Origin of the sequence: Streptomyces sp. NPDC088725, assembly GCF_044751305.1 — a bacterium.
GTDB lineage: Bacteria > Actinomycetota > Actinomycetes > Streptomycetales > Streptomycetaceae > Streptomyces.
In genome coordinates, this window is the sequence record NZ_JBIVLO010000008.1 from 89,065 (window position 1) to 110,631 (window position 21,567).

A 21,567-nucleotide genomic window follows, 5' to 3' on the forward strand; every position below is an offset into this window, starting at 1 on the left:
TTCCGCTCTCGATTACGGACACTTCGTTGTCTGAGGGCCCAGCGCCCGGGCTCAGTGGTCGGCGAACTCCGCGAAATGGCCGCCCAGTTGCTCCCGCAGCTTCGCGAGCGCCCGCACGGATCGGGTGCGTACGGCGGCGGAGCTGACGTTCATCGCCCGGGCCGTCTCCTCGACGCTGCGGTCCTCCCAGTACCGCAGCACCACCACCGCGCGGTCCTTGGCCGCGAGCCGCCCGAGCGCGTCGAGGAGCGCCACGCGCAGCGCTGGATCGCCGCCGGAGTCCGAGGCGTGCGGGGCGTACGAGGCGCGCTCGGACGGTTCCGGTACGTCCCCGACCGGCCATTCTCCGGCGGAGCGCCGCCGTTTGTGTGTGAGATACGTACGGACGAGGACGGTCTGCGCGTAGGCGGCCGGGTTGTCGATCCGCGGGATCCGCCCCCACAGCGCGTACATCCGGCCCAGGGTCTCCTGCACCAGGTCCTCGGCGAGATGGGTGTCACCGCTGGTCAGCAGGCAGGCGGACCGGTAGAGCTGGTTCGTACGGCCGACCGCGAACTCCCTGAACTCGTCCGCGCGGGATCTTCGCCCGCGCGCCACCCCGGTGCGCCACTGTCCCAGCCCCATGGTCTCCCCCACCCACCCGCTCCGCCCGGCCGTCCCCGGTCCCCCGGTTCCCTCCGGCCCTCCACCTCACTGACGCGATCGGGCGCCGGTTATGTTTCAGCCGGCCCCGGGACGGTTTCGCTGGCGGTCGAGGCTGCGCCGCAGATGGTCCGTCATCGCCTCGGCGGCGCGCTCCGGGCTGCGGCGCAGTACGGCGCGCAGGATCCGGTCGTGCTCGGTGAGCGTGAGAGGGCCCGCGCCCGGGATGTTGTTCAGCCGGAAGAGGTGCAGGTGCGCGTGGAGGCGGCCGACCGCGTCCGCGAGCAGCCGACGGCCCGCCGCGGCGGCGATCGCGTCGTGGAAACGCTGGTCGGCGGCGGCGAACTCGCGGTACACGACGTACCGTTCGCCCGCTTCCGGGCGTCCGCGCATCTCCTCGGCCAGGCTCTCCATGCGGTCGAGCCCGGCGTCGTCGGCGTTCACCGCCGCGAGGGCGGCGGCCTGCGGCTCCAGCAGCAGGCGCATCTCGAAGAGTTCTTCGAGGCCCTGCGGGGTGAGCAGTTCGGTGGCCCGGTAGCCCGCCAGCGAGCGTTTGGTGACCAGCCCGTCGGACTCCAGCCGCGCGAGGGCTTCACGTACGGGGGTCGGCGAGACGCCGAGCGTGCGGGCCAGCGCCTCGATGCCGACGCGGGCGCCCGGCTCGATCTCGTGGTCCATGACCATCGCCTTGACGGCCTCGTAGACGCTGTCGGCGAGTACCTGCCGGGGCGGTTCGTGGGACGGGCCCTGGGACGGTCCCCGAGAGCGGCCCGGGTCCTGGGAACGATCGGGAAAGGTGTCCGGCACGGTACGGCCTCCTCTGCCCGTCGTACCCCACATCGTAGAGAACCGCCCGCAGCAGGAACCCTGACGCGGCCACCGGCACGGAACACCGGCGCAAGGCTCACTCCATGAGGAAGACCTGCTCCATGGGTGTCCACCAGTCGTCGGGCCCCGCCTCCGGCACCCGGTCCTGGCAGGGGTCCGTCAGCTTCCACCACTCCTTGGTCGCCTCGTCGGCCGCCATCGCGGCGGAGTCGGCCGCGAAGTCGTCGCCGTGGTACTCGAAGTAACTGAACAGCCGGTCGCCCAGCAGGTGGATCGAGTAGTTGGCGATATGACTCTCGCGCAGCCGGGCGAGTACGGGCTCGGGCACCGCGCGGTGCAACTCCCGGTATTCGTACAGCTTTTCGGGCCGCACCCTGATCACCTGCGCGATACGCCGCACTCCGTCGTCCTCCCGATCGCTGGGTTCAGCCGAACCTATAGGAAAAGGAACGAACGGAGAACCCCGCCGGGAACAGACTCTTGACGTCGCTTCGGACACCGTGGCTACCCTCCAAGGGTTCCGGGTTTCCTATAGGAAATCGGCATGCCGGTGTGGTGACGTTCCGACGTCACCACAGCAACGGAAGGCAGTGACGCCTCACATGACCAGACCTCACGTGTCCGGGCCCGCGATCACCGGAGTCGACTGCCGGCTCGTCAACATCGAGCCGGAGACGCTGCGGACCGACGCCACGCAGACCTTCGTGCGCCAGGAGACGATCCTCGTCACCATCGAGACGGACGACGGGCTGCGCGGCACCGGTTACTCGTACACGATCGGGTCGGGCGGCAGTTCCGTGCTGGCGATGCTGCGCGACCACCTCGCCCGGACGCTGCTGGGCGCCGACGCCCGTAACGTCGAGGCGATCTGGGCGCGGATGCTCGCCTCGACCCGCGCGACCGCCTTCGGCGTGCTGACCTCGCTCGCGCTCGCCGCCGTCGACACGGCGCTGTGGGACCTGCGCTGCCTGCGCGCGGACGAACCGCTGTGGCGGCTGGCGGGCGGCGCGCACGACCGGCTGCCGGTGTACGACACCGAGGGCGGCTGGCTGCATCTGTCGACCGAGGACCTGGTCGAGAACGTCTCGGCCGCGAAGGCGGCCGGGCTGCGCGGCGCGAAGCTGAAAGTGGGCAAGCCGACGGCGGTGGAGGACGCGGAACGCCTCGCGGCGGTACGGGAGGCGGTGGGCCCCGCCTTCGAACTCATGGTGGACGCGAACCAGTCGCTGACCGGCGCGGAGGCGATCCGCCGTGCGCGCACCTTCGAACCGCTGGACATCGCCTGGTTCGAGGAGCCGCTGCCCGCGGAGGACGTGGCGGGCCACACGCGTCTGGCCCGTTCGACCAGTGTGCCGGTCGCCGTGGGCGAATCGGTCTACAGCGTCGGGCACTTCGCCGAGTACCTGTCGGCGGGCGCGGCCGGCATCGTGCAGGTGGACGTGGCGCGCGTCGGCGGGATCACGCCGTGGCTGAAGGTCGCGCACGCGGCCGAGGCGTTCAACGTGAAGGTCGCCCCGCACTTCCTGATGGAACTGCACGCGAGCCTGGCCTGCGCGGTCCCGGCCGGTATGTACGTGGAACACATCCCGCAGCTCGGCGCGATCACACGCGGCGGGCTGGTGATCGAGGACGGCGTCGTCGTACCGCCGGAGACACCGGGGCTCGGGATCGACTGGGACGAGGACAGGATCGCGGACCTGCGCGTGGCCTGAGCGGCGGCCTGACTCACGGCAGAGGCACCGGACCCCCGCCACCTGGCGGGGGTCCGGTGTGGTCGTGCTCCGCTCGTCGCGGTTCGCCGCCCGGCTTTCCGAGGCAGGTTCCCCCACTGCCCCGGTGCCCGGGCCGGCCGATGGTGCCGGCGGCAGGCGGCGGACGAAAGGCGACGGACTGCGGTACTGCGCACTGCGGACCGCGAACGGTGGTCAGCCCGTCTGCGTGGTCCGGTCGTTGAGCGCCTGCTCGACCGCGGCCTGCACACGGTTCTCCTCGCGCTGCTTGCGCCGTACGTGGCGGCGGCGGGCGAGCACGATCAGTACGACGATGACGACGATCAGCACGAGCAGCGTCCACGGGACGGCCCAGCCGTGGGTCGTGGCCTCGACGGCCTTGAGCGAGCTGATGGAGCCGGACGCGTCGGTGAGCAGCGGCGTGAGGGTCGCGGTCGCCTTCAGGCTGACTCCGGGCGCCACACCGTGAACGGGCACCTTCACCTTCCAGCTCTCACCGGGAAGCAGCTCCGGCGGTGCGGCGATGTCGGCGGCCTTGGCACTCAGCCAGCCGAACGGGCCCGAGACGGAGACCGCCTGGCGGGCCGACAGGACGGCGTTGCCGGTGTTGTGGATCGTGTACGTGACGGTGGCGTCGCCCTTGGCGAACGGGTTGAACGAACCGTCGTAGCCCACGTGGAGCTTCTCGATCGCGAGGGCCGGCTTGAGCTCGCCGCTGACCCGCAGCTTGACGCGGATGCCGAGTCGGCGGTCGACGTTGATGCCCTCGGCATCGTCGGCCTGCTTGAGGGAGGTGAGGATGCCGCCCGTGTAGTCACCGGGGGTGGCGTTGTCCGGAACCTCGACCGTGAAGGGCACCTCGACGGTCTTGCCGGGCTTGATCGTGATGTGGTCCTTGCCGGCCTTGAGCCAGGCGCCGACTCCGACGGACTTCTTGTCCTTGGTGAGCAGGTCGAGCTGGCCCATGTCGGTGGTGTAACCGTCGGCGGCGTAGACGGCGAGTTCGAGCGGGGTCTTGCTGCGGTTGGCGACAACCATGGCGTCCTTGATCTGTCCGCCGGGGTTCACGCCGTGGCTGAAGCTGGAGCGGTCGTCGCCGTAGCTGTTCGCGGCCGTCCTGACCGTCCAGGCGACGTCGCCGTCCTCTGCCTGAGCGGGGCCGGCGGACAGGCCGGCGACCGCGAGTGCGGCGAACAGGGCCAGGACGACGGTACGTATGAGGGCGGCGGTGGTGCTTGTCCGGCGCGTAACGAGCGCGTGCATGTCAGTGGGTCTCCTAGAACGGGAGGCGGGGCGGGCACCCGAAGGTGCCTGCCCCGCCCGGTGGAACGAGTTCGATCAGCTGCTGAGCGCGGTGATCGTCAGGGTGGCGCGGTAGCCACCCTTCTCGACGCTGCCCGGGATCTTCAGATCCAGGTCGGCACCGAGCTTGGCCGTGCCCTTGGCGTGACCCTGGTCGGCCCAGCCGAGACCACGGGAGACCGAGAGACCCGGGCCACCGTCGTCGTAGCCGGAGCCGACGGCACCGGCGGCCTTGGCGCCCGCGCCGGCCTCGATGACCTGCGGAGTCCAACCGAGGTTGGCGCCGGAGAACGTCTTGTCGCCGTCCTTGAAGTCGCCCACGTTGGCCGAGATCGACCAGGGAGCGAGGGAGCGGCGGCTGTCCGAGACCTTGATCGGGTTGATCTTGCCGGTCGCGGCGAAGAAGTCACCGTTGTTGTCCTTGGCGGTACCGAGGTCCACCAGGCCGTTGTAACCGTCGATCGTCCAGCCGAACTCACCCGGCGCGGCGTTGGGAACGTTGACCTGAAGGTCCTGGCCCGAGCCGTGGTGGGGGTGGATGGTGACCTTGTCGACGAGCGAGCCGACCGGCTGGCCCTCGGGCGTGTTGCTGCACGAGAGACCACGCTCGACGGCGGCGTTCGGAGCGGCACAGGTGCCACTGCGGACGTTCTCCACGACGAGCTTGTCGTTGCGCACCTGCACCTTGACGTAGGTGCGGACGTGCTCCTGGTTCTGAACCGAGTTGTACCAGTAGTTGGTCGGGTTCAGGGGGTCGGCGCCGTTACCGGCACCGCTCGTGCCGCTGCTGTCCGGCTTCGTGATGTCGTAGTACTTCGAGCCCGAAGCGGAGTTGGCCGTCACGTAGAGGACGCCGCCGGGACCGGGGTACACGTCAGCGGCACCGGGCTTCTCGGCCGGGTCCGCCTTCTCGCCGTTCTTGACCAGGTAGCTGCGCGAGTAGCTGTGGTCGTGGCCCTGGAGGACCAGGTCGACACCGAGCTTGGAGAACGCGGTCGGGAAGTCCGTACGACGGACCTTGTTGTCCGAGTCCTTCGCGTGGTCCGCCGGCGAGTAGATCGCGTGGTGGTAGACGAGCGCGGTCCACTTGGCTTCGGCACCGTGCTGCTTGATGACGTCGCTCACGTAGTTGATGTGCGCCGCGTCACCGCCGCCACCCTGCGAAGTCTGGTAGCTGTTGCTGTTCAGGTCGATGAACAGGACATCCTTGTAGATGTACCAGTAGTCACCGCCCGACGTGTCCGACTCCGGCTTGCCGTTGGAGTAGTAGCTGCCGGAACGGTCGGTGTTCGGCGTGAAGAGATGCTGCTCGTACGCCTTGCCACCGACATCGTGGTTACCGATGGTCGCGGCCCACGGGTACTGACGGAGCGTGTCGGGCGCGAGGAACGCGTTCCAGTGCGACTCGTTGTTCGCGCTCTCGGTCTGGTCACCACCGGACACCAGCAGTTCGGCGTTCGGGTTGGCCGCGGTGGCGACCTTCAGGGTGTCGTCCCAGCCGGCCTGGTCCTTGGCGAGGTCGCCGGAGGAGCCGATCTGGGGGTCGCCCAGGAACAGGAAGTCGTAGTCGCCTTCGAAGTCCTGCGTCTTGAAGGAGTACACCGGGGACCAGTCGCCCTCGGCGCCGGCGCGGTAGGAGTACGCCGTGTTCTCCTTCAGGCCGGTGATCGTCGCGTGGCGGTTGTAGCCGCCACCCGTCGTGATGTTCTTGGCGCCGATGGCGTCGATGGTGGTGGCCCCGGCGGGGAACTGACCGTCGACGAGCTGCGAGGTCGGGACGACCTGGAGCTTCTGCGCGGTGTCGACGGTGGAGTACCACGTCACGGTGCGCTGGGTCTCGTTCGCACCCACACCGAGGATGATGCCGGTCGGCGTGGCGGTCTCGGCGGCGCTGGCGGGAGAAGCCATTCCGCTGCCGAGGGCTACGGCCAGGCCCATAACCGTCGCGGTGACCCCGGTGGCCACGCGGCGCCGCACAGGCCCGGAGGCCTGCGACTGTCTCAAGTTCATCGGTTTTCGTTCCTTTTGTGCACCGAAGTGCATGGAATGGAGGTTAGTAACTTCTCGTCCCAGGGTTAACTGACCGCAAATGCAACCTTTGGAAGGGCTGAACATCCCAAGTGACCTGAGAACCACTCAGAAGCCGAAGAGGCGCTGGATGAACCACACAAGCCCCATAACGGCCACACCAGCAGAAATACCGCCGGTCACCCAGAGACCGGCCTTCGGTGCGCGGTGGCGCAGCACCGTCAGCAGCGGGAAGAGCAGGGCGATGAGCGCCAACTGCACCGTCTCGATGCCGACGTTGAACACCAGCAGGGACCACAGCAGCGTCCAGGACCACGCCTCCTGAATCCCCAGCGCGCCCGCGAAGCCCAGGCCGTGCACGAGGCCGAAGGCGAACACGACCCCGAGCCGGGCCCAGCCCGCACGGTCCAGGCTGAGGTGACCGCTTCCCGCCGCCTCCAACTCGGTGGCGTCGCCGCCGCGCCGCCAGACCCGCCACAGATGCCAGCCCGCGACCACCGAGATCGACAGCGCGATGATCGGCTCCACGATGTCGGCGGACACGTCCACAAGACCCAGGGCGGCGAGCATGAACGTCACGGAGTGCGCGAGGGTGAAGCTCGTGGCCGCGAGCACGATCTCGCGCAGGCGCCGCGAACCGGCGATCAGCGCGAGCAGGAACAGGATGTGGTCGATCCCGCCCAACAGGTGCTCACCGCCGAGCCGGAAGAACTCCCAGAACCGCTCGTACCAGGACTGACCGATCGAGAAGGACGGGTGCTCGGAGTCGAGCGCGGCGCTGCCGGAGAGGCCGTCGATGTCATAGGTGACGATCGTCTTGGTGCCGGACACGAAGGTCTCGGAGTCCGGGAACAGTCCGCTCCGCACCTCGTGGTCGTCACCCTCGGCGCAGGCCCAGTCGAGCAGCAGACGTGCGTACGGGACGCCTTCCCGCTGCCCCATCGTGAAGTCGCCGGCCCTGGTCGGCGCACAGGCCTTGCCGTCCGAGGTGACCGAGAAACGGTCGGTGGCGTACTTGACGGCCGATTCCGCATGCCCGTTGAGCGCCGCTGCCTGCTTGGCCGTGTCGCCGTCCTCGAACGCGCCGTTTCCCTCCTTGAAGAGGGAGTCGTCCCGCGCGCTGTCGGCGGCGGACACGACGAACAGGTCGTACTCGAGCTCCAGGGTCGTACGTATATGACCGTCGTCGCCTGCGGTGACGTTGGCGTACACGACCGACGAGAAGCCGTGAGCGGCGGCCGGCTGGCCGAAACTCAGGAATGCGATCACCGCTGCGACAGCGCCGACGAGGATGCAGCGGACACGAGTGGACATTGTTCTCCTTAAGGTTGCCAGTGCACCGTGCACGCCGTGAGTGAACAGATTCCGGCCCCCCGGCGAACCCCGGAAGAACAACCGCAAGAACGACACCTCTGGGTAAAGAACTCAGGAGATGAGATAGGAGGATGTAGTCGCACCATCCGTCTCTCCATCTGTCTCTCCTCGGAGGAAGATCGCCTTGCGCCCCCAACTTCCGGCCCTCGCCACGCTGGCCGCGGCCGCCGTGCTGGTCACCGGATGCGGATCCGGCGACGACTGGTCGCGGCCGCACCCCAAACCGTCCGCCATCGGCACTATCGGCCCGGAGTTCATAGACCCCGCCACGACGCCCGCCCCGGAGTCGACCTTCACGCCGAAGCCCGGCTCCTGGAGCGAGGTCCGCCCGTCGAAGGGCTATCGCGTGGTGCTGGTCACCGCGGGGAACGACCGTCCGACCAAGGCTTTGGTGAAGGCGGTCAAGGAGTGGGCCGACGCTGAGAAGGTCGACCTCAGAACGGTCGTCCCCGACTCCCCGTCCGACTACATTCCCGGCATCTCCCGGGCGCTCGACATGAAGCCGGACCTCATCGTCAGCGCGGGCAACGACCTCATCGACCCGCTCGCGACGGTCACCGCACACCACCTGTCGCAGCCGTTCCTCGTCGTGGGCGCGGAACTGGCCGAACCCACCGAGAACGTCACGGCGGTCGACTGGTCGGGCGCGTCGTTCCGCGGCGAGGGCCTCGGCATGTCCTCGACGTACGACGCGTCCTCGTTCACCGCCGAGCGCTGCGCGGCGGCGATCAGGGCGGGCGTCGCGGCCGTGCTCAACGACCGTCAGGGGCTCGTGGTCTGGCTCGACGAGCACTGAGGGCGGACGGGCTGTCCGCCCGGCAGCGGCGAGGGCGCGGCGGGGCCATGTCGCGGCCATCCGGCCGTCGAAGGCCGCTACGGATGCCGGCGGAAGGGGCCGCAGCCCTTTGCTAGCGCGGCAGTTCGGCGCGACGCAGGGAACGGGCGCACATTCCGGTGACGGATCCGAGTGCCACGAGCGCGGCGCTGGCGACGAACACCGGTCGCGTTCCCCAAGCGGCGACGGCCGCGCCGGCGAGAGGGTACGTCAGTGGCGCGAGCCCGAGCGAGAACAGGGCGGACACGGCGGTGACCCGGCCCAAGTACGCGGGTTCGGCGGTCGTTTGCAGGAGCGCCGCACACAGCGCGCCGCTGAGCCCGGCAGCCAGCCCGACGGCGGCGCCGACCCCGGCGGCGACAGGCAGTGTGGGCGCGAAGGCGAGCGCGCCGATCCCCACCGCGCCGAGGAACAGGCAGCCCTGTTGCACCAGACCGGCGCGCGGGAGGCGGCCTCGTACGGCCAGCAGGAGCGAGGCACCGGCCGCGCCCGCGCCGTCGCTGATCGGTCACGAGAGAGGCATGACGGTCAGCGCAGGACGTTCCGCGACACGGCGTGCGTGTTCGGAATATCTGGCGCCAGAGGGCCATCGCCGTTAGGTAATTACGATTTCCGAATCATTCCTCTTTTTTGATTCCGGTTTAACGCGCCCATCCACGGCGATATTCATCAATCGGAGGCCACACAAAGGCACTACGCATTCGAAAGGGAGAAAATGAAGCGCTTCATGCAGAAGGTAGGAATGTTTTCCGCGGTGGCCGTGGCGGGCCTCGGTACGGCCGTGCTGCCGGCAGCATCGGCTCATGCCGCAGCCCAGCCGATCTGTCCGCCGGTCATCGGGGTCTGTACGTGGACGGAGCCGAACTTCGAGAGTGACCTGCGGATCCTCTTCGACGAGGAGCCCTTCATCGCGCCGCCCGTACGGAGCGCGAGGAACCAGGACTTCCAGACCTGGTGCTTCTACGAGCGGCCGTTCTTCGACAACCGAGGCCAGGTGCGCGAGGTCAACCGGGGCGAGACCGTGAACGACTTCGGCTTCAGTGCTCATTCCGCCAGGCGGGGGCAGTGCGGCTACAAGGACTGACCCACCGACCCGTTTCGCTTGCCGTGGAGGCGGGTTCTGCGCGGTAGCGAGAAAGTGCCTTCCCGTACTGAGGCGATAAACCTTGTCGAGAGGTTCTGCCGGCCCAGGCGGAAGGCACTTTCCGCGCACAAGGACATCGGTTCGTGTTCCCTCGCGCGCACGACCGTGCACGGCCGGGGAATGGAGGCCGGAGCGGAGGCGTTGTCGGGTGAGCGGAGGTGTGCTCCGTTTACACGACCATGGAGAGAAACACATGCGCGTCGAGATCTGGAGCGACATCGCCTGCCCCTGGTGTTATGTCGGAAAGGCCCGGTTCGAGAAGGGGCTCGAAGCCTTCGCCCACCGGGACGAGATCGAGGTCGTGTACAAGTCGTTCGAGCTGGACCCGAGGCAGCCGAAGGGCATCGTCACCCCGGTCGCCGAGCTGCTCGCGGGCAAGTACGGTCTCACCCCCGAGCAGGCGCGCGACGCCGAGGAGAACATTGCCGCCAACGCGCGTTCCGAAGGGCTCGACTACCGGACTGAGGGCCGCGACTCCGGCAGCACCTTCGACATCCACCGGCTGCTCCACCTCGCACGGACCCACGGCGTGGAAGGCGAACTGCTGAACCGCGCCTACCGCGCCAACTTCGCCGAGGAGCGGTCCGTCTTCGACCCGGAAACGCTCGTCACCCTGGCGGTGGAGGCCGGCCTGGACGAGGCGGAGGTCCGCCGCGTGCTCGCCGACGAGGACGCCTACGCCGACGACGTACGGTCGGAGGAGCGCGAGGCCGCCGAACTGGGCGCGAACGGCGTGCCGTTCTTCGTCCTCGACCGGCGCTACGGCGTCTCGGGCGGCCAGCCCGCAGAGGTGTTCACCCAGGCGCTGGAACAGGCCTGGCAGAGCCGCACGGTCACCCAGCTCCTGCCGGTCACCGCATCCGCGAACGACGCCGAAGTCTGCGCGGACGGCGCGTGCGCGGTCCCGCACGCCGACACGCACGCGTAAGCACCCCTCGCCGACGCCGAAGGACGGCGGGAGCGGCTTCTCTCGCACCCGGCTGAGAAGGCCAGTTGTCGAGCAGGGCCGAACTCGACGCCCCCGGCGGTCAAGTGCCCGCGTCCACCGCCGGCTGCGCGGCGTCACAGCGCTCCGCCAGAAGCTCGATCGGGTGAATCTCTCGGTCATGATCTGCGGTGACGTTCCGCTGAAGGGCCCGTGAATAGCGGGAGTGGCCCCATCGGGCAGGCTTCACCCCCAATCCGGGGGTGTGCCGGTGACTTCTAGGGTGCGGATCATGAGCATCCCTACCGAGCCGATCGGCAGCCTTCCCCGTTCCCCCGCGCTGCGACAGGCATTTGCCGAGCACGCCGCAGGCCGACTGGACGACGCGGAGCTGGCGCGTGTCCAGGGCGAGGCGGTCGCCGACACCCTCGCCCTGCTGGAGAAGCTGGGCAGCCCGGTCCTGGTCGACGGTGACCAGAGCAAGCCCAGCTCCCTCACCTACCCCCTCACCGGCCTCCAGGGGCTTTCGACCGAGGGCGCCGTCATCCCTTTCGCCGACGGACACGTCCGACAGCTGCCCGCCCTGACCGCCGGCCCGTTCCGCTACCAGGTCCGGGCCGAGAGCTACGTCCGCGCCGCCCGCGGCCGCACTGCCCTCCCCGTCAAACAGGCCGTGGTCGCCCCCTCGGCCCTGACGCTGCTCTACCCGGCCGGCGGAATCGACGGATACTCCCGTGAGACATTCCTGAGCGACCTCGCCGACGAGGCCGAGGCGGACATCCGAGGATGTCTCGACGCCGGCGCGCACCGCGTGCAGTTGGACTTCACGGAAGGCCGGCTGGCGTTGAAGCTCGACCCGTCCGGCGGTGTACTCAACGAGTTCATCGCCTTCAACAACACGGTTCTTGGCCGGTTCACCGAAGACGAACGGGCCCGCCTCGGCGTGCACACCGACCCCGGGGCCGACCAGGACTCCACCCACAGCCTCGATGTCGACTATGCCGAGCTGCTGCCCAAGCTGTTCCAGTTGACGGTCGGCAACTTCTGTCTCCAGCTGGCCGGCGAGCCCGACCGCGAGCGGGTCCTGCGGATCATTGCCGACCAACTGCGTCCCGGAATCCGGGTGTTCGTCGGCGTCATCGACCCGATCGACCCGAGAGTCGAAAGCCCCGAGGAGGTACGCGACCGCGTCCTTGAGGCCGCCCGCCACATCCCGGTCGACCAGCTGGGCACCTGCGACGATGCCGGCTTCGCCCCCTTCGCCGACGACACCTCCACCTCACGGGAGTTGGCCTTCGCCAAGATCGAGGCCCGCCTTCGGGGCACCGAGCTGGCCGCCCAGGCCCTGGGCCTTTAGTCATGCCCGACGCCACGTTCACCCGGAGGGCCACGGTCACCGTCGAGGCGTCCCCCGGCGCGGAGGGCTGACAGAACCAGAGCGCCCCGGCCGCCGGCATGCGGCCGGGGCGCTCTGTCCCCGATCCCGACGGCGAACGCCGCCGATGGGGAACGCTGTTGGAGCCGGTGATCCGGCTCGGTGAGTCGGAGGGCGGCCGGCCAACGCGACACCGTAGGCATGCGCCCCGGATAGGTAGATATCACCGCAAACAAACTGAAATCATCCGTACAGGTGAAAGGCGCGGCGAACTGCCCGCGTCTCGCCGCGCACCGCGAAGGATCAGGGCGGGGTCACACACTCCCAGCCCACATACGCGCGCGAACGCAGGAGTCCCTTTGACTACAGAGCAGAACACCGAACAGCAGATCGGCGGCCTCACGCTCGCGGCTCCGGTCACGTCCCCCACTCCCCTGCCGTATCCGGTGCCGGAACCGGACCGGAAGTGGGACCTGCGGAACGGTTTCGCGTGGATCTACTACGGCGAAGGCTCAAGCGGCATCGAACGTCCGGTCGTCATGGCCGACGGGTTCAATCTCGGCAAGAGCGACCTGTCCGTGCTCTACGCGGGCCTCGACCGGGACTACCCGCTGATCACCAAGCTGCGTCAGCAGGGCAGGACCGTCATCCTGCTCGGCTTCCAGGAGCGCACCGCCTCCATCTACGACAACGCCGCGGCCGCGAAAGAGGCGATCCTGCGGACTGTCGACGAGCGAGCCGACGACAGCCTGCTGGCTGTCGGCGGTTTCAGCATGGGCGGCCTGGTAACCCGCTATGCCCTCGCCGAGCTGGAAACGCAGCGCGTGGACCATCAGACCGCGCTCTACTTCTCCTACGACACGCCGCACCGCGGCGCCGTGATCCCCATCGGGATCCAGGCGTTCGCCCACTTCATCCCCACCCTGCCGGGCAAGGAGAACGACTTCGCCCGCCAGATCGACAGCCCCGCGGCACGGCAGATGCTCTACCGGCACTACGGCAGCGAAGACGGCTCCGTCGGAGAGGACCTGCTGCGTACGGAGTTCCTGCGCAAGCTGGAAGAGCTCGGCGGCTGGCCCCGGATCCCTCGCCTGATCGCTGTGGCCAACGGCACCGGTGACGGTACCGGCCTCAATGTCGCCCCCGGCCAGATGGCTCTGAAGTCCACCGGCGCGATCGCCTTCCCAGGCTCCACCTTCCACACCCAGGCCACGGGCGACGGCGTCACGGTCGCCGAGTTGCGGCGGCTGCTGCCGCCCGCCTCGAAGACCGTCAAGACGGACGGTCTTCCCGAGTTCGACGGCGCCCCCGGCGGCACCCTCGACTCCTACGGAATCATCGCCAAGGCCCTGGAGGACAAGGGCGGCAAGACCGACCTGCGGCACCCCACGGTCTGCTTCGTCCCTTCGGTCAGCGCCGTGGCCATCCGCGACATCGGTAACCAGGACGACCTCTACACCAAGATCGACGTACTGAGCCCGGACGAGAGCGAGCTGGACGAGTTCCTTTGCTCCTCCACCACCACCGGGCACACGCAGATCACCGCCGAACTGTGCGACTGGATCATGGAGCGGCTCCCGAACTGACTCTGCCGTCACACCCGGAGACAGGGGGCCCGTGACACTACGGGGGCGCTCGTCCGTTTACGACGAGCGCCCCCAGCGGACCGGACTGTGACGGAACGTGGCCTTGGAGGTGCCCCGGGACATCGACCGAGTGCGCTCGTCCGGCCGGTCGACCCGTGCGGCGGCCGGCACATGCCCGGGGCGAGACTACGCCGGAGGTCTGGACTGGCATGTTCCAGTTCCCTCCGTATCTCTTCTACGAATCGCATGGACGTCTCCGGGTCGCAGGCGGCCGCCGCCAATTCATCGAATCGACGGCGCATCTGCTCGACCTCACCAGGTTCAGAGGCGATTTCGTCATTGCGCGAAGTCTCCCGGACAACGATGGAGCGGTTGTCCGGCCCCGGAAAATGCCCTTCGATGTGAACACGTCAGAGCCTGCTACTCCCATTTCTTGCTTCCGGCGTAGCTTCCGGCCCAAGTGCTGGAACCAGAGGAGGAATGGTCGCGCTGGAGGTCTATCTGCTCCGGAGTTCGGAGCGACGACGATGACGTGGTTGCCTCTGGAAACTGAGCCGAACTCACTGCTCCGCTACCGTCGATCCGCCGGAGTCCTCGGCGAGGACGACGAGTGGATCGTCTGGCATAACGGCATCGTGGACTCACCGGCCGAATCGCTCGCCCGGCTGCACGCGCTCACCGGACCGGCCAGGATTACCGGCAGCTCGGACATCCGGTCAACTATCCCTCCGCGCCGCGCCCATCAACTTGCTTTCACATCAGAGCCGTTCGGCCCGATACCGCGCCGCCGCCGGTCGTTCGTTCAGGTGACGTCCGAGGCGTTCACCAGCGCCACCCGGTAGTTGTACTGGATCGTGTAGACCGAGCCCGCGCCCTTCACCACCGTGTCGCCGGTGACGAAGAAGTCGTCCGTGTGGACCGGGGGTTGGGTGGACACGTACGCCTGGCCCGCCGGGAGCGAATAGATGTCCAGGGGTGCCTGCCTCGACGGATTGAGGCCTGACGGGTATTCCGACGGCTGTGGGTAGCCCTGACCGAAGACGGGCGCGGCCGACGTGCCCGCCGGTTTGATCACCTGCACACCGGTGGCGGGAGTGGTGTTCTTGCCGCCGGGGTTCAGGAACCACACCTTCTGGCCGCTGAACCAGATCGCCGTCCAGTCGCCGCTGCTCCCCGCCACCACGAACTGCTGTCCCGCCGAGACCTTGCTGCCCCAGTCGTTGACCCGGTCGGTGCCGGCCGCGCCCGGGTGCAGTGCCTGGTCGCCGAAGAGCGGGGCGTCCGCGCGGGGTTCGGTTCGTACGTAGAGGAAGTTCGACGGCGCGGTCTTGTCCGTGCAGGCGGTGGTGTCGCCGGTCGGGTCGTCGGACGGGCAGACGCCGACCGTCTGGCTGTTGTCCGCGAAAGTGGGCGTGATCGTCACCGCGGAGCCGACCGGGCCGACCTGGCCGCCCCCGCTAGGGCCTTGAGGAGTAGCGGAGTTGAGCATCTCCATGAAGTGCGACCAGTCCCAGTAGGGGCCAGGGTCCCAGTGCATGCCGGAGACCGAACTGCTCTGCGGGCCGGGCACGTTGTCGTGGCCGAGCACGTGCTGCCGGTCGAGCGGAATGTCGTAGCGCTCCGCCAGGTACCGCACCAGGTCGGCGGTCGCCCGGTACTGCGTCTCCGTGTACCAGCCCGCGCCCTGGGCGGCGAAGCCCTCGTGCTCGATGCCGATGGAGTGCATGTTGAACCAGTAGTTGCCCGCGTGGAATCCGATGTCCTTGCCGGGCAGCATCTGCGTCACCGCGCCGTCGGACGCGCGCATCACGTAGTGCGCGGCGGAGCCGCCGGCCTTCTGGAAGGTGGCGATGGCGGATTCGTACGACGACTCCGTGTCGTGGATGACGAGGTAGTCGACGTCCATGCCGTCGGTGGGACGGTTCGCGACCTGCCCGTTCGAGGCCGCCGCCGCGAGGAACACGCAGTCGACCGTGGCCGGGCACTCCGTCTGCGCGGCCACCGCCGTCCGCAGGCCCAGCCGGCTCAGCTGCGCGGTGTCCGGGCGTACGGCCGGCTCGGCGGCCAGGCGCACGCGCTGCCCGTCGGCGGTCCGGCGGTCGGCGCCGCTCCGCAGCGTGGCGTACACCCCGTCGGCGAAGATCCCGGCCGCCTTCTCGTCCGGCGAGCCGCTGTAGCGGGCGACCGCGCCATACCAGTGTGCCGGGTCCTCCGGCGTACGGCCGCCGGTCAGCGCCTGCTGGTAGGAGGCGAGCAGCGCGGCCCCGCCCCGGATGTTGTCCCGTCCGCCCTCGCGCAGCCGGGACGCGGGGGCCCCGGCGAGCTTCGCGGCGGCGGTCAGGGTGTGCAGTGCGGGATCGGCGGCCAGCGCGCCGAGATCGCCGCGGCCGGCCGCGCCCGGCGCGCCGTCGGCCACCATCTCCGGGGTCACGTCGGTGAGGTTCATCGGGCCGTAGCCGCCGCCGGTGTTGTACGCGCCGGCGTGCGCGTCCCACAGGGATTCCTGATGGGCGACGCCGAGCAGCACCGGGAGGGGGACGTGGAACTCGGCCGCCGCGGCCTCGAAGTCGGACTGCCGTGCCGTGGCGCTCCCGTACGACAGGACGGCGGGCGTGAGTGCGCGCGCGGCGGCGGGCGTGAGTGCGCGCGCGGGCTGGGGCAGGAGCGTGAGGCACCCTGCCGCGAGGGCGAAGCCGGTGACGATCGCCGGCCACTGTCTCCGTGACGTCCGCTGGGTCAAGGGGGCCTCTTCTCGTACGGGACTGCCGCGGGCAGCGGCCTGCCGGACCCTGGCCACCTTCCCGTATACGCCCCTCCGCGCTCGGCAGCCACACGGTTACGGCGCTGGTCATTTTCCGTTCACAGATCGGACCCCACGGTCACCTATGGTCCGGGCGAAGGCTTGGCAAAGACTCACTAGGAGCAGTCTGTGAACCGACGCATGGGCACAACTCGCAAGTGGGCGGCGCCCGTTGCGGCCGCCGCTGCCGCCGCCGTGGCGACGATGGTGATCAACCCGACGCTCGGCGCCTCCGCGAGTGCCCCGGAGGCCGCCGCCAAGGCGAAGGCCCCCACCGCGAAGAACGTCATCTTCATCAACGGTGACGGCATGGGCGCGGCCGCTCGCGAGGCCGCCCGGCTGAACCTGGCGGGCCCCGACGGCCAGCTGGCCATGGACAAGCTCGACGCTTCCGGCCAGCTCACCACGAGCCCGCACGACCCGAAGTCCATCATCACGGACTCCGCCGCCGCGGCCACCGCGTGGGCCACGGGTGAGAGGACGTACAACGGCGCGGTCAGCGTCGACGTCGACGGCAACCCGCTGGCGACCCTGGGCCAGCAGGCCAAGGCCGCGGGCAAGGCCACCGGTCTGGTGACGACCGCTCAGGTCACCGACGCGTCCCCGGCGGCGTTCTTCGCCAACTCCGCCGAGCGGACCAAGCAGGACGACATCGCCCGTCAGTACCTCGAGGTCAGCAAGCCCGACGTGATCCTGGGCGGCGGCGAGGACTGGTGGCTGCCCAAGGGCAAGCCGGGCGCCTTCCCCGACCAGCCCGCCGAGGACCCGTCCGAGGGCAGCGTCGGCACCAAGGGCAACCTGATCAACAAGGCCAAGCAGGCCGGTTACACGTACGTCTCCAACGCGAAGCAGCTCGACAAGGCCAAGGACGGCAAGCTCCTCGGTCTCTTCGCCAACGAGGAGATGTTCCAGCAGCGCGGTGAGGGCGAGGGCGACATCTACGACCCGGTCGTCGACCTGGCCACCATGACCACGAAGGCGCTCAGCACCCTGGAGCAGAACAAGAAGGGCTTCTTCCTCATGGTCGAGGAAGAAGGCGTCGACGAGTTCGCCCACGCGAACAACGGCACCCGGGTCCTTCAGTCCATGCAGCAGCTGGAGAAGACCGTCGCGGTCGCGCGCGCGTTCGTCGCGTCGCACCCCGACACCCTGCTGGTCGTCACCGGTGACCACGAGACCGGTGGTCTCGCGGTCGAGGAGGAGGACGCGACGGACGAGTCCGGCGACGGTGTCTCCGCCGAGGACGGCCCCTTCACCGTGCGCGGCAGCGACAAGAAGTTCTACATCGACTGGACGACGGGCGGCCACACCAGCGTGAACGTGCCGGTGACGGCGAGCGGCCCGCTGGCGGAGAGCTTCTCGGGAGAGCACCCCAACACGTACGTGCACGAGGTGCTGAAGCAGGTTCTGGCACCGCGCGGCTGAGCATGAGCGTTTGAGGCCGCTGTGCGCCGGAGGCCCCGGCGGGGTTCGTGACCTGACCTCGCCGGGGCCTTCGTCGTACGCGCGGTCCGGCGATGTACACCCGCTAGGCGACGGGGATGACCATCTCCGGGCGGTCCCACATCACGGCCGGCGGGTTCGCGGCCCTGGTGCCGGTGCGGTGGGCGCCGACGCTGCGGTAGAAGCCCTCCGCGGGCGGATGCGCGATCACCGGGACGCTGTCGAGCCCGGCCGCGCGCGCCCGGTCCGCCATGTGCGCGACGAGCAGGCGGCCGATGCCGCGGCCCTGGAGGTCGTCGGCGACGAACATGAGGTCGAGTTCCGGCGGGGCGAGCACCAGGGCGTAGAAGCCGAGGACCCGCTGGTCGGCGCCTTCGGCGAGGTGGACCTCGTGGGCCTCGATGTAGTCGGGCCCCATCCGGTAGCCGTCGACCATCGGCGCGTACGGGCCCTCGTAGGCACCGGAGCGCCGCACGATCCTGGTGAGCCGCCTGGCGTCGCGGGCGGTGGCCCGCCTGATGGCGACCGCGGGCAGCGCCGTAACGCGCGAAGTCATACGGAGAGTATTACGCACCTTTCTCCGGGCTCGGAGGGAAGGATGCCCCGGGCTCCGGATGAAACAGGCGCGGACCAGGCTCGTTCTCGGCTCCGAGGAGGAGAATGGGGGTATGGACACCGAACACGTCACGTTCCTCGACCGGGTCCGCCACGGCTTCACCTCCGCCTCGGAATCGGCCTTCGAGAACCCCGCCCTGCTCGGGGCGTACCTGCTGGCCGGGCTCACGATCTTCTGGATCGGGCAGGGCAACACGTACGGCATCGTCAGCTCACTCGTCTCTCTCGCCATCACACTCGCCGTGGCGAAGCACTACGCGCGGCCCAGGCGCTGAAGCGCGGCCACGGCGCTGAAGCGCGGGTCCGACACAGGTCGATTAGGGTACGAAAGGAAGGTTTTCGGACGATCCTCGTGACAGGGGGTGGGACCGGTGTCGGTGCTGTGGAGTGGCAGCGGTCTGCCGCCCGCCGCGGAGCAGCGCATCGCGGACGCGCAGCGGCACGGCACGTGGTCGTCGGCGCTGTCGACCGGCGAGTTCGCGGCGATCCGCTCGGTGGGCTTCGAGCCGGTCGGCCAGGCGATGGGCTCCGCCGTCTATCACGTGGGGCGCGTGGGCAGGTACTGGGGCTATTACGACTGCCTCTACCTGGGCGCGGGTTTCACCTTCTCCAGCGCGCCGGGCCCGGTCGCACTCTCCGGCGAGGACGCACCCTCGGCCGGTCTCGTACAGGTATTCGATGACGCACGCCGTACCGCGCTCTCCCGGCTGGCCGCCGAGTGCTCGGCGCTGGGCGGCGACGGGGTAGTGGCGGCGCAGCTGACCATGGCGCCCTTTCCCTCGCAGCCGAACTGCCTGGAGTTCCGGGTGATCGGCACGGCGGTGCGGGCCCGTGGAGACGTACGGGCGCCGCAGCCGTTCACCTGCCATCTGGACGGCCAGGGGTTCGCCAAGCTCGTCTCGGCCGGGTGGGTGCCGGTGGAACTGCTGGTCGGCATGTCGATCGGCGTACGGCACGACGACTTCGGCACCCGTTCGCAGGCGCTGTCCTGGGGCAATACGGAGGTCGAGGCGTGGAGCGAGCTGGTCGGGGACGTCCGGGCGGACGCCCGCCACCAGCTGGAGCTCCAGGGGCAGCGCAGGGGCGGCGACGGGGTGATCCTGGCCAGCGGCGATCTGCGGATCTGGCGGGAGCCGTGCATGCGGGCGTCCCGGCTGGCCGCGGAGGGCGAGGACCACGTGTCCGAGGCGACGATGGTGGGCACGACGATCGCCCGCTTCGCGACCCGCTCCCGGCGCCCGCCCACGCTCGCCGTCCTGCCGCTGGGCAAACGCGGCGAGCGGCTTCGTACCCGGCTCGCGGCGATGGATTCCAGTCCGTACGGAGACCCGGCGGAGCGCCGCAAGGTCGCCGAGGAGCTGGCCGAACTGGGCGACCAGGGGTGAGCCCGGGTTCAGATCTCCCCGATGCGTCCGGGCGCGGGCACGGCGGATACGGCGGGCACCCGGGGCAGACACCGCAGGCATTCCAGGCAGCGCAAGCGGAGGTGGCGACGTGAACGGTGACGCGGAAGTGCCGAACGACGACGGAGTGCCCGCCGACGAGGGAGTTCCCGCCGACGCCATGCAGCGGCTGACGGAGCTTCAACCGGGCAGGACCGGTTCGATCTTCACCAGCGATCTGTCGGTGAACGAGTTCCTGCTGGTCAAGGAGGCCGGCTTCCGGCCCATCGGGCTGGTGCTCGGCACCTCGATCTATCACGTCGGCATCCAGATCGGCCGCTGGAACAAGAACCAGGAGCTCGACACGCTCAGCCAGGCGATGTACCACGCCCGCGAGCTGGCGATGACCCGGATGGAGGCCGAGGCGGCGCAGCTGGGCGGGGACGGCATCGTCGGCGTACGACTGAGCGTGGAGGCGCGGGAGTTCGGCAACGACATCGCCGAGTTCATCGCCATCGGCACGGCGGTGAAGGCCGACCATCCGGCGCCCGGCGGCACGGGCTGGCGCAACAACAAGGGCCAGCCGTTCACGTCGGACCTGTCGGGGCAGGACTTCTGGACGCTGATCCGGGCGGGGTACGCGCCGCTCGGCATGGTCATGGGCAACTGCGTCTACCACATCGCGCATCAGCGGATGGGCGCCTCGCTCTCGAACTTCGGCAAGAACGTGGAGATCGAGCAGTTCACGCAGGCGCTCTACGACGCACGTGAACTGGCCATGGCCCGGATGCAGTCGGAGGCCGAGGAACTGGACGCGGAGGGCGTCGTCGGTGTGCAGCTGAACGCGCACAACCACCGCTGGGGCGCGCACACCACGGAGTTCTTCTCGATCGGTACAGCGGTACGTCCGCTGCGCGCCGACCACGAGATCCAGCGTCCGACGATGGTGCTCAGCCTGGACGGGTGAGCACCGATGAGCGACGGCGAGCTGGAGCCGGCGGACGAGGAGGCCGGTTCGGTCGCGTCGGTCGACGCGCTGGCGGCGGCGCTGCGCCGGGACGCGGCCGATCTGGAGGTCTACGCGCAGGTGTTGGGCGGATCACTCGCCGAGGCGCTGCCGCCCGGGTCCGTCGCGCTGGAACGCAGGCGGAGCATGAGCGACCGGCTCGCGGGGCGCGAGGGCCGGGTCGAGCGGGTCGAAGTCTCGCTCGGTGACGAGCAGTTGATCCTGAGCCTGGCGCACGGATCGCCGCGCGCCGAGGTCACGAAGGTGGTACGCGGCGTCGTGCTGTCCCGTACGCCGGTGCCGGTGGACGAGTGGACGCGGAAGCTGGCGGCGGCCGTCGCGCTGCGCGCCCGCTCGGACGCGCGGGCGCGCAGCGCTCTGGAACGGCTCGTCCTGGGTGACTGAGCCGCACCGTGGAGACGCCGGCGCGGGGTTCGGGGAAGAGCCGGGTGGGCGGCTGCGTCAGCTCGTACGCGCCGTACGCCTGCGGTGTGTTGAGCCCGATCGCCATGCCGGGACGAGTGCCCGGGCGTGCCGTGGGTGGGTGATGTC

Annotated in this window: 21 protein-coding genes and 1 pseudogene; 12 read left to right on the forward strand and 10 right to left on the reverse strand. The window is 69.4% G+C overall.

Annotated elements, in window-relative coordinates; all coding sequences use genetic code 11:
• Positions 1-51 precede the first annotated feature (51 nt).
• The 3 genes from ACIP6N_RS21100 to ACIP6N_RS21110 all read right to left on the reverse strand — a co-directional run bounded on the left by ACIP6N_RS21100 (position 52) and on the right by ACIP6N_RS21110 (position 1,870).
• Positions 52-624, reverse strand: a complete 573-nt coding sequence (locus ACIP6N_RS21100) for a SigE family RNA polymerase sigma factor (protein WP_401817878.1) — start codon at positions 622-624, stop codon at positions 52-54.
• A gap of 96 nt (positions 625-720) precedes the next feature.
• Positions 721-1,449 carry a GntR family transcriptional regulator gene (locus ACIP6N_RS21105; protein ID WP_401817531.1) on the reverse strand — a complete coding sequence of 243 codons (729 nt, stop codon included), beginning with the start codon at positions 1,447-1,449 and terminating at the stop codon, positions 721-723.
• 97 nt (positions 1,450-1,546) lie between these two features.
• Positions 1,547-1,870, reverse strand: coding sequence for an L-rhamnose mutarotase (locus tag ACIP6N_RS21110; protein WP_401817532.1), 324 nt, complete (start codon positions 1,868-1,870; stop codon positions 1,547-1,549).
• Positions 1,871-2,072: 202 nt separating this feature from the next.
• Here ACIP6N_RS21110 and ACIP6N_RS21115 point away from each other — a divergent pair, with 202 nt between their 5' ends.
• A complete protein-coding gene (locus tag ACIP6N_RS21115; RefSeq protein WP_401817534.1) occupies positions 2,073-3,182 on the forward strand; it encodes a mandelate racemase/muconate lactonizing enzyme family protein in 1,110 nt (369 codons plus the stop codon).
• 213 nt (positions 3,183-3,395) lie between these two features.
• Here the strand turns inward: ACIP6N_RS21115 and ACIP6N_RS21120 are convergent, their stop codons facing one another.
• The 3 genes from ACIP6N_RS21120 to ACIP6N_RS21130 all read right to left on the reverse strand — a co-directional run bounded on the left by ACIP6N_RS21120 (position 3,396) and on the right by ACIP6N_RS21130 (position 7,844).
• Positions 3,396-4,463: a WxL protein peptidoglycan domain-containing protein gene (locus ACIP6N_RS21120; protein ID WP_401817535.1), complete on the reverse strand. Its 1,068-nt coding sequence runs from the start codon at positions 4,461-4,463 to the stop codon at positions 3,396-3,398.
• A 75-nt stretch (positions 4,464-4,538) separates the two neighbouring features.
• Positions 4,539-6,512, reverse strand: a complete 1,974-nt coding sequence (locus ACIP6N_RS21125; RefSeq protein WP_401817536.1) for a fibronectin type III domain-containing protein — start codon at positions 6,510-6,512, stop codon at positions 4,539-4,541.
• Between the two features lie 126 nt (positions 6,513-6,638).
• Positions 6,639-7,844: a HupE/UreJ family protein gene (locus tag ACIP6N_RS21130; RefSeq protein WP_401817538.1), complete on the reverse strand. Its 1,206-nt coding sequence runs from the start codon at positions 7,842-7,844 to the stop codon at positions 6,639-6,641.
• 184 nt (positions 7,845-8,028) lie between these two features.
• On the opposite strand from ACIP6N_RS21130, the gene ACIP6N_RS21135 reads away from it, so the two are divergent.
• Entirely contained in the window at positions 8,029-8,700 is a 672-nt protein-coding gene (locus tag ACIP6N_RS21135) for a hypothetical protein (protein WP_401817539.1), read from the forward strand.
• Positions 8,701-8,812: 112 nt separating this feature from the next.
• Here the strand turns inward: ACIP6N_RS21135 and ACIP6N_RS21140 are convergent.
• Positions 8,813-9,235: pseudogene (locus tag ACIP6N_RS21140) on the reverse strand (MFS transporter); the annotation flags it as partial.
• A 231-nt stretch (positions 9,236-9,466) separates the two neighbouring features.
• Between ACIP6N_RS21140 and ACIP6N_RS21145 the strand changes: the two are divergent.
• From ACIP6N_RS21145 to ACIP6N_RS21160, 4 genes are all read left to right on the forward strand, one after another.
• The gene (locus ACIP6N_RS21145; protein ID WP_401817541.1) at positions 9,467-9,823 is read left to right on the forward strand and encodes a hypothetical protein; all 357 of its coding nucleotides are present in this window, start codon (positions 9,467-9,469) and stop codon (positions 9,821-9,823) included.
• Positions 9,824-10,076: 253 nt separating this feature from the next.
• On the forward strand, positions 10,077-10,811 hold the full coding sequence (locus ACIP6N_RS21150; protein WP_401817543.1) for a DsbA family oxidoreductase: 735 nt from the start codon (positions 10,077-10,079) through the stop codon (positions 10,809-10,811).
• 289 nt (positions 10,812-11,100) lie between these two features.
• Positions 11,101-12,165 (forward strand): cobalamin-independent methionine synthase II family protein, encoded by a 1,065-nt coding sequence (locus ACIP6N_RS21155; RefSeq protein WP_401817545.1) that lies wholly within the window; start codon positions 11,101-11,103, stop codon positions 12,163-12,165.
• Between the two features lie 377 nt (positions 12,166-12,542).
• Positions 12,543-13,769 carry a lipase family alpha/beta hydrolase gene (locus tag ACIP6N_RS21160; RefSeq protein WP_401817546.1) on the forward strand — a complete coding sequence of 409 codons (1,227 nt, stop codon included), beginning with the start codon at positions 12,543-12,545 and terminating at the stop codon, positions 13,767-13,769.
• Positions 13,770-13,777: 8 nt separating this feature from the next.
• Here the strand turns inward: ACIP6N_RS21160 and ACIP6N_RS21165 are convergent, their stop codons facing one another.
• Positions 13,778-14,170 carry a Scr1 family TA system antitoxin-like transcriptional regulator gene (locus tag ACIP6N_RS21165; RefSeq protein WP_401817881.1) on the reverse strand — a complete coding sequence of 131 codons (393 nt, stop codon included), beginning with the start codon at positions 14,168-14,170 and terminating at the stop codon, positions 13,778-13,780.
• A 135-nt stretch (positions 14,171-14,305) separates the two neighbouring features.
• On the opposite strand from ACIP6N_RS21165, the gene ACIP6N_RS21170 reads away from it, so the two are divergent.
• The gene (locus ACIP6N_RS21170; protein WP_401817547.1) at positions 14,306-14,611 is read left to right on the forward strand and encodes a hypothetical protein; all 306 of its coding nucleotides are present in this window, start codon (positions 14,306-14,308) and stop codon (positions 14,609-14,611) included.
• On the opposite strand, the gene ACIP6N_RS21175 is transcribed toward ACIP6N_RS21170, so the two are convergent.
• Positions 14,572-16,509, reverse strand: a complete 1,938-nt coding sequence (locus ACIP6N_RS21175; RefSeq protein ID WP_401817548.1) for an N-acetylmuramoyl-L-alanine amidase — start codon at positions 16,507-16,509, stop codon at positions 14,572-14,574. The two genes, ACIP6N_RS21170 and ACIP6N_RS21175, sit on opposite strands and share 40 nt — an antisense overlap.
• Positions 16,510-16,710: 201 nt before the next feature.
• Here ACIP6N_RS21175 and ACIP6N_RS21180 point away from each other — a divergent pair, with 201 nt between their 5' ends.
• On the forward strand, positions 16,711-17,994 hold the full coding sequence (locus tag ACIP6N_RS21180; protein WP_401817549.1) for an alkaline phosphatase: 1,284 nt from the start codon (positions 16,711-16,713) through the stop codon (positions 17,992-17,994).
• 103 nt (positions 17,995-18,097) lie between these two features.
• On the opposite strand, the gene ACIP6N_RS21185 is transcribed toward ACIP6N_RS21180, so the two are convergent.
• On the reverse strand, positions 18,098-18,568 hold the full coding sequence (locus ACIP6N_RS21185) for a GNAT family N-acetyltransferase (RefSeq protein ID WP_401817550.1): 471 nt from the start codon (positions 18,566-18,568) through the stop codon (positions 18,098-18,100).
• Between the two features lie 112 nt (positions 18,569-18,680).
• On the opposite strand from ACIP6N_RS21185, the gene ACIP6N_RS21190 reads away from it, so the two are divergent.
• The 4 genes from ACIP6N_RS21190 to ACIP6N_RS21205 all read left to right on the forward strand — a co-directional run bounded on the left by ACIP6N_RS21190 (position 18,681) and on the right by ACIP6N_RS21205 (position 21,420).
• The gene (locus ACIP6N_RS21190) at positions 18,681-18,902 is read left to right on the forward strand and encodes a hypothetical protein (RefSeq protein WP_401817551.1); all 222 of its coding nucleotides are present in this window, start codon (positions 18,681-18,683) and stop codon (positions 18,900-18,902) included.
• Positions 18,903-18,998: 96 nt separating this feature from the next.
• A complete protein-coding gene (locus ACIP6N_RS21195; RefSeq protein WP_401817553.1) occupies positions 18,999-20,012 on the forward strand; it encodes a heavy metal-binding domain-containing protein in 1,014 nt (337 codons plus the stop codon).
• A gap of 109 nt (positions 20,013-20,121) precedes the next feature.
• Positions 20,122-20,976 (forward strand): heavy metal-binding domain-containing protein, encoded by an 855-nt coding sequence (locus ACIP6N_RS21200; protein WP_401817554.1) that lies wholly within the window; start codon positions 20,122-20,124, stop codon positions 20,974-20,976.
• Between the two features lie 6 nt (positions 20,977-20,982).
• The gene (locus tag ACIP6N_RS21205; RefSeq protein ID WP_401817555.1) at positions 20,983-21,420 is read left to right on the forward strand and encodes a hypothetical protein; all 438 of its coding nucleotides are present in this window, start codon (positions 20,983-20,985) and stop codon (positions 21,418-21,420) included.
• Positions 21,421-21,567 lie beyond the last annotated feature (147 nt).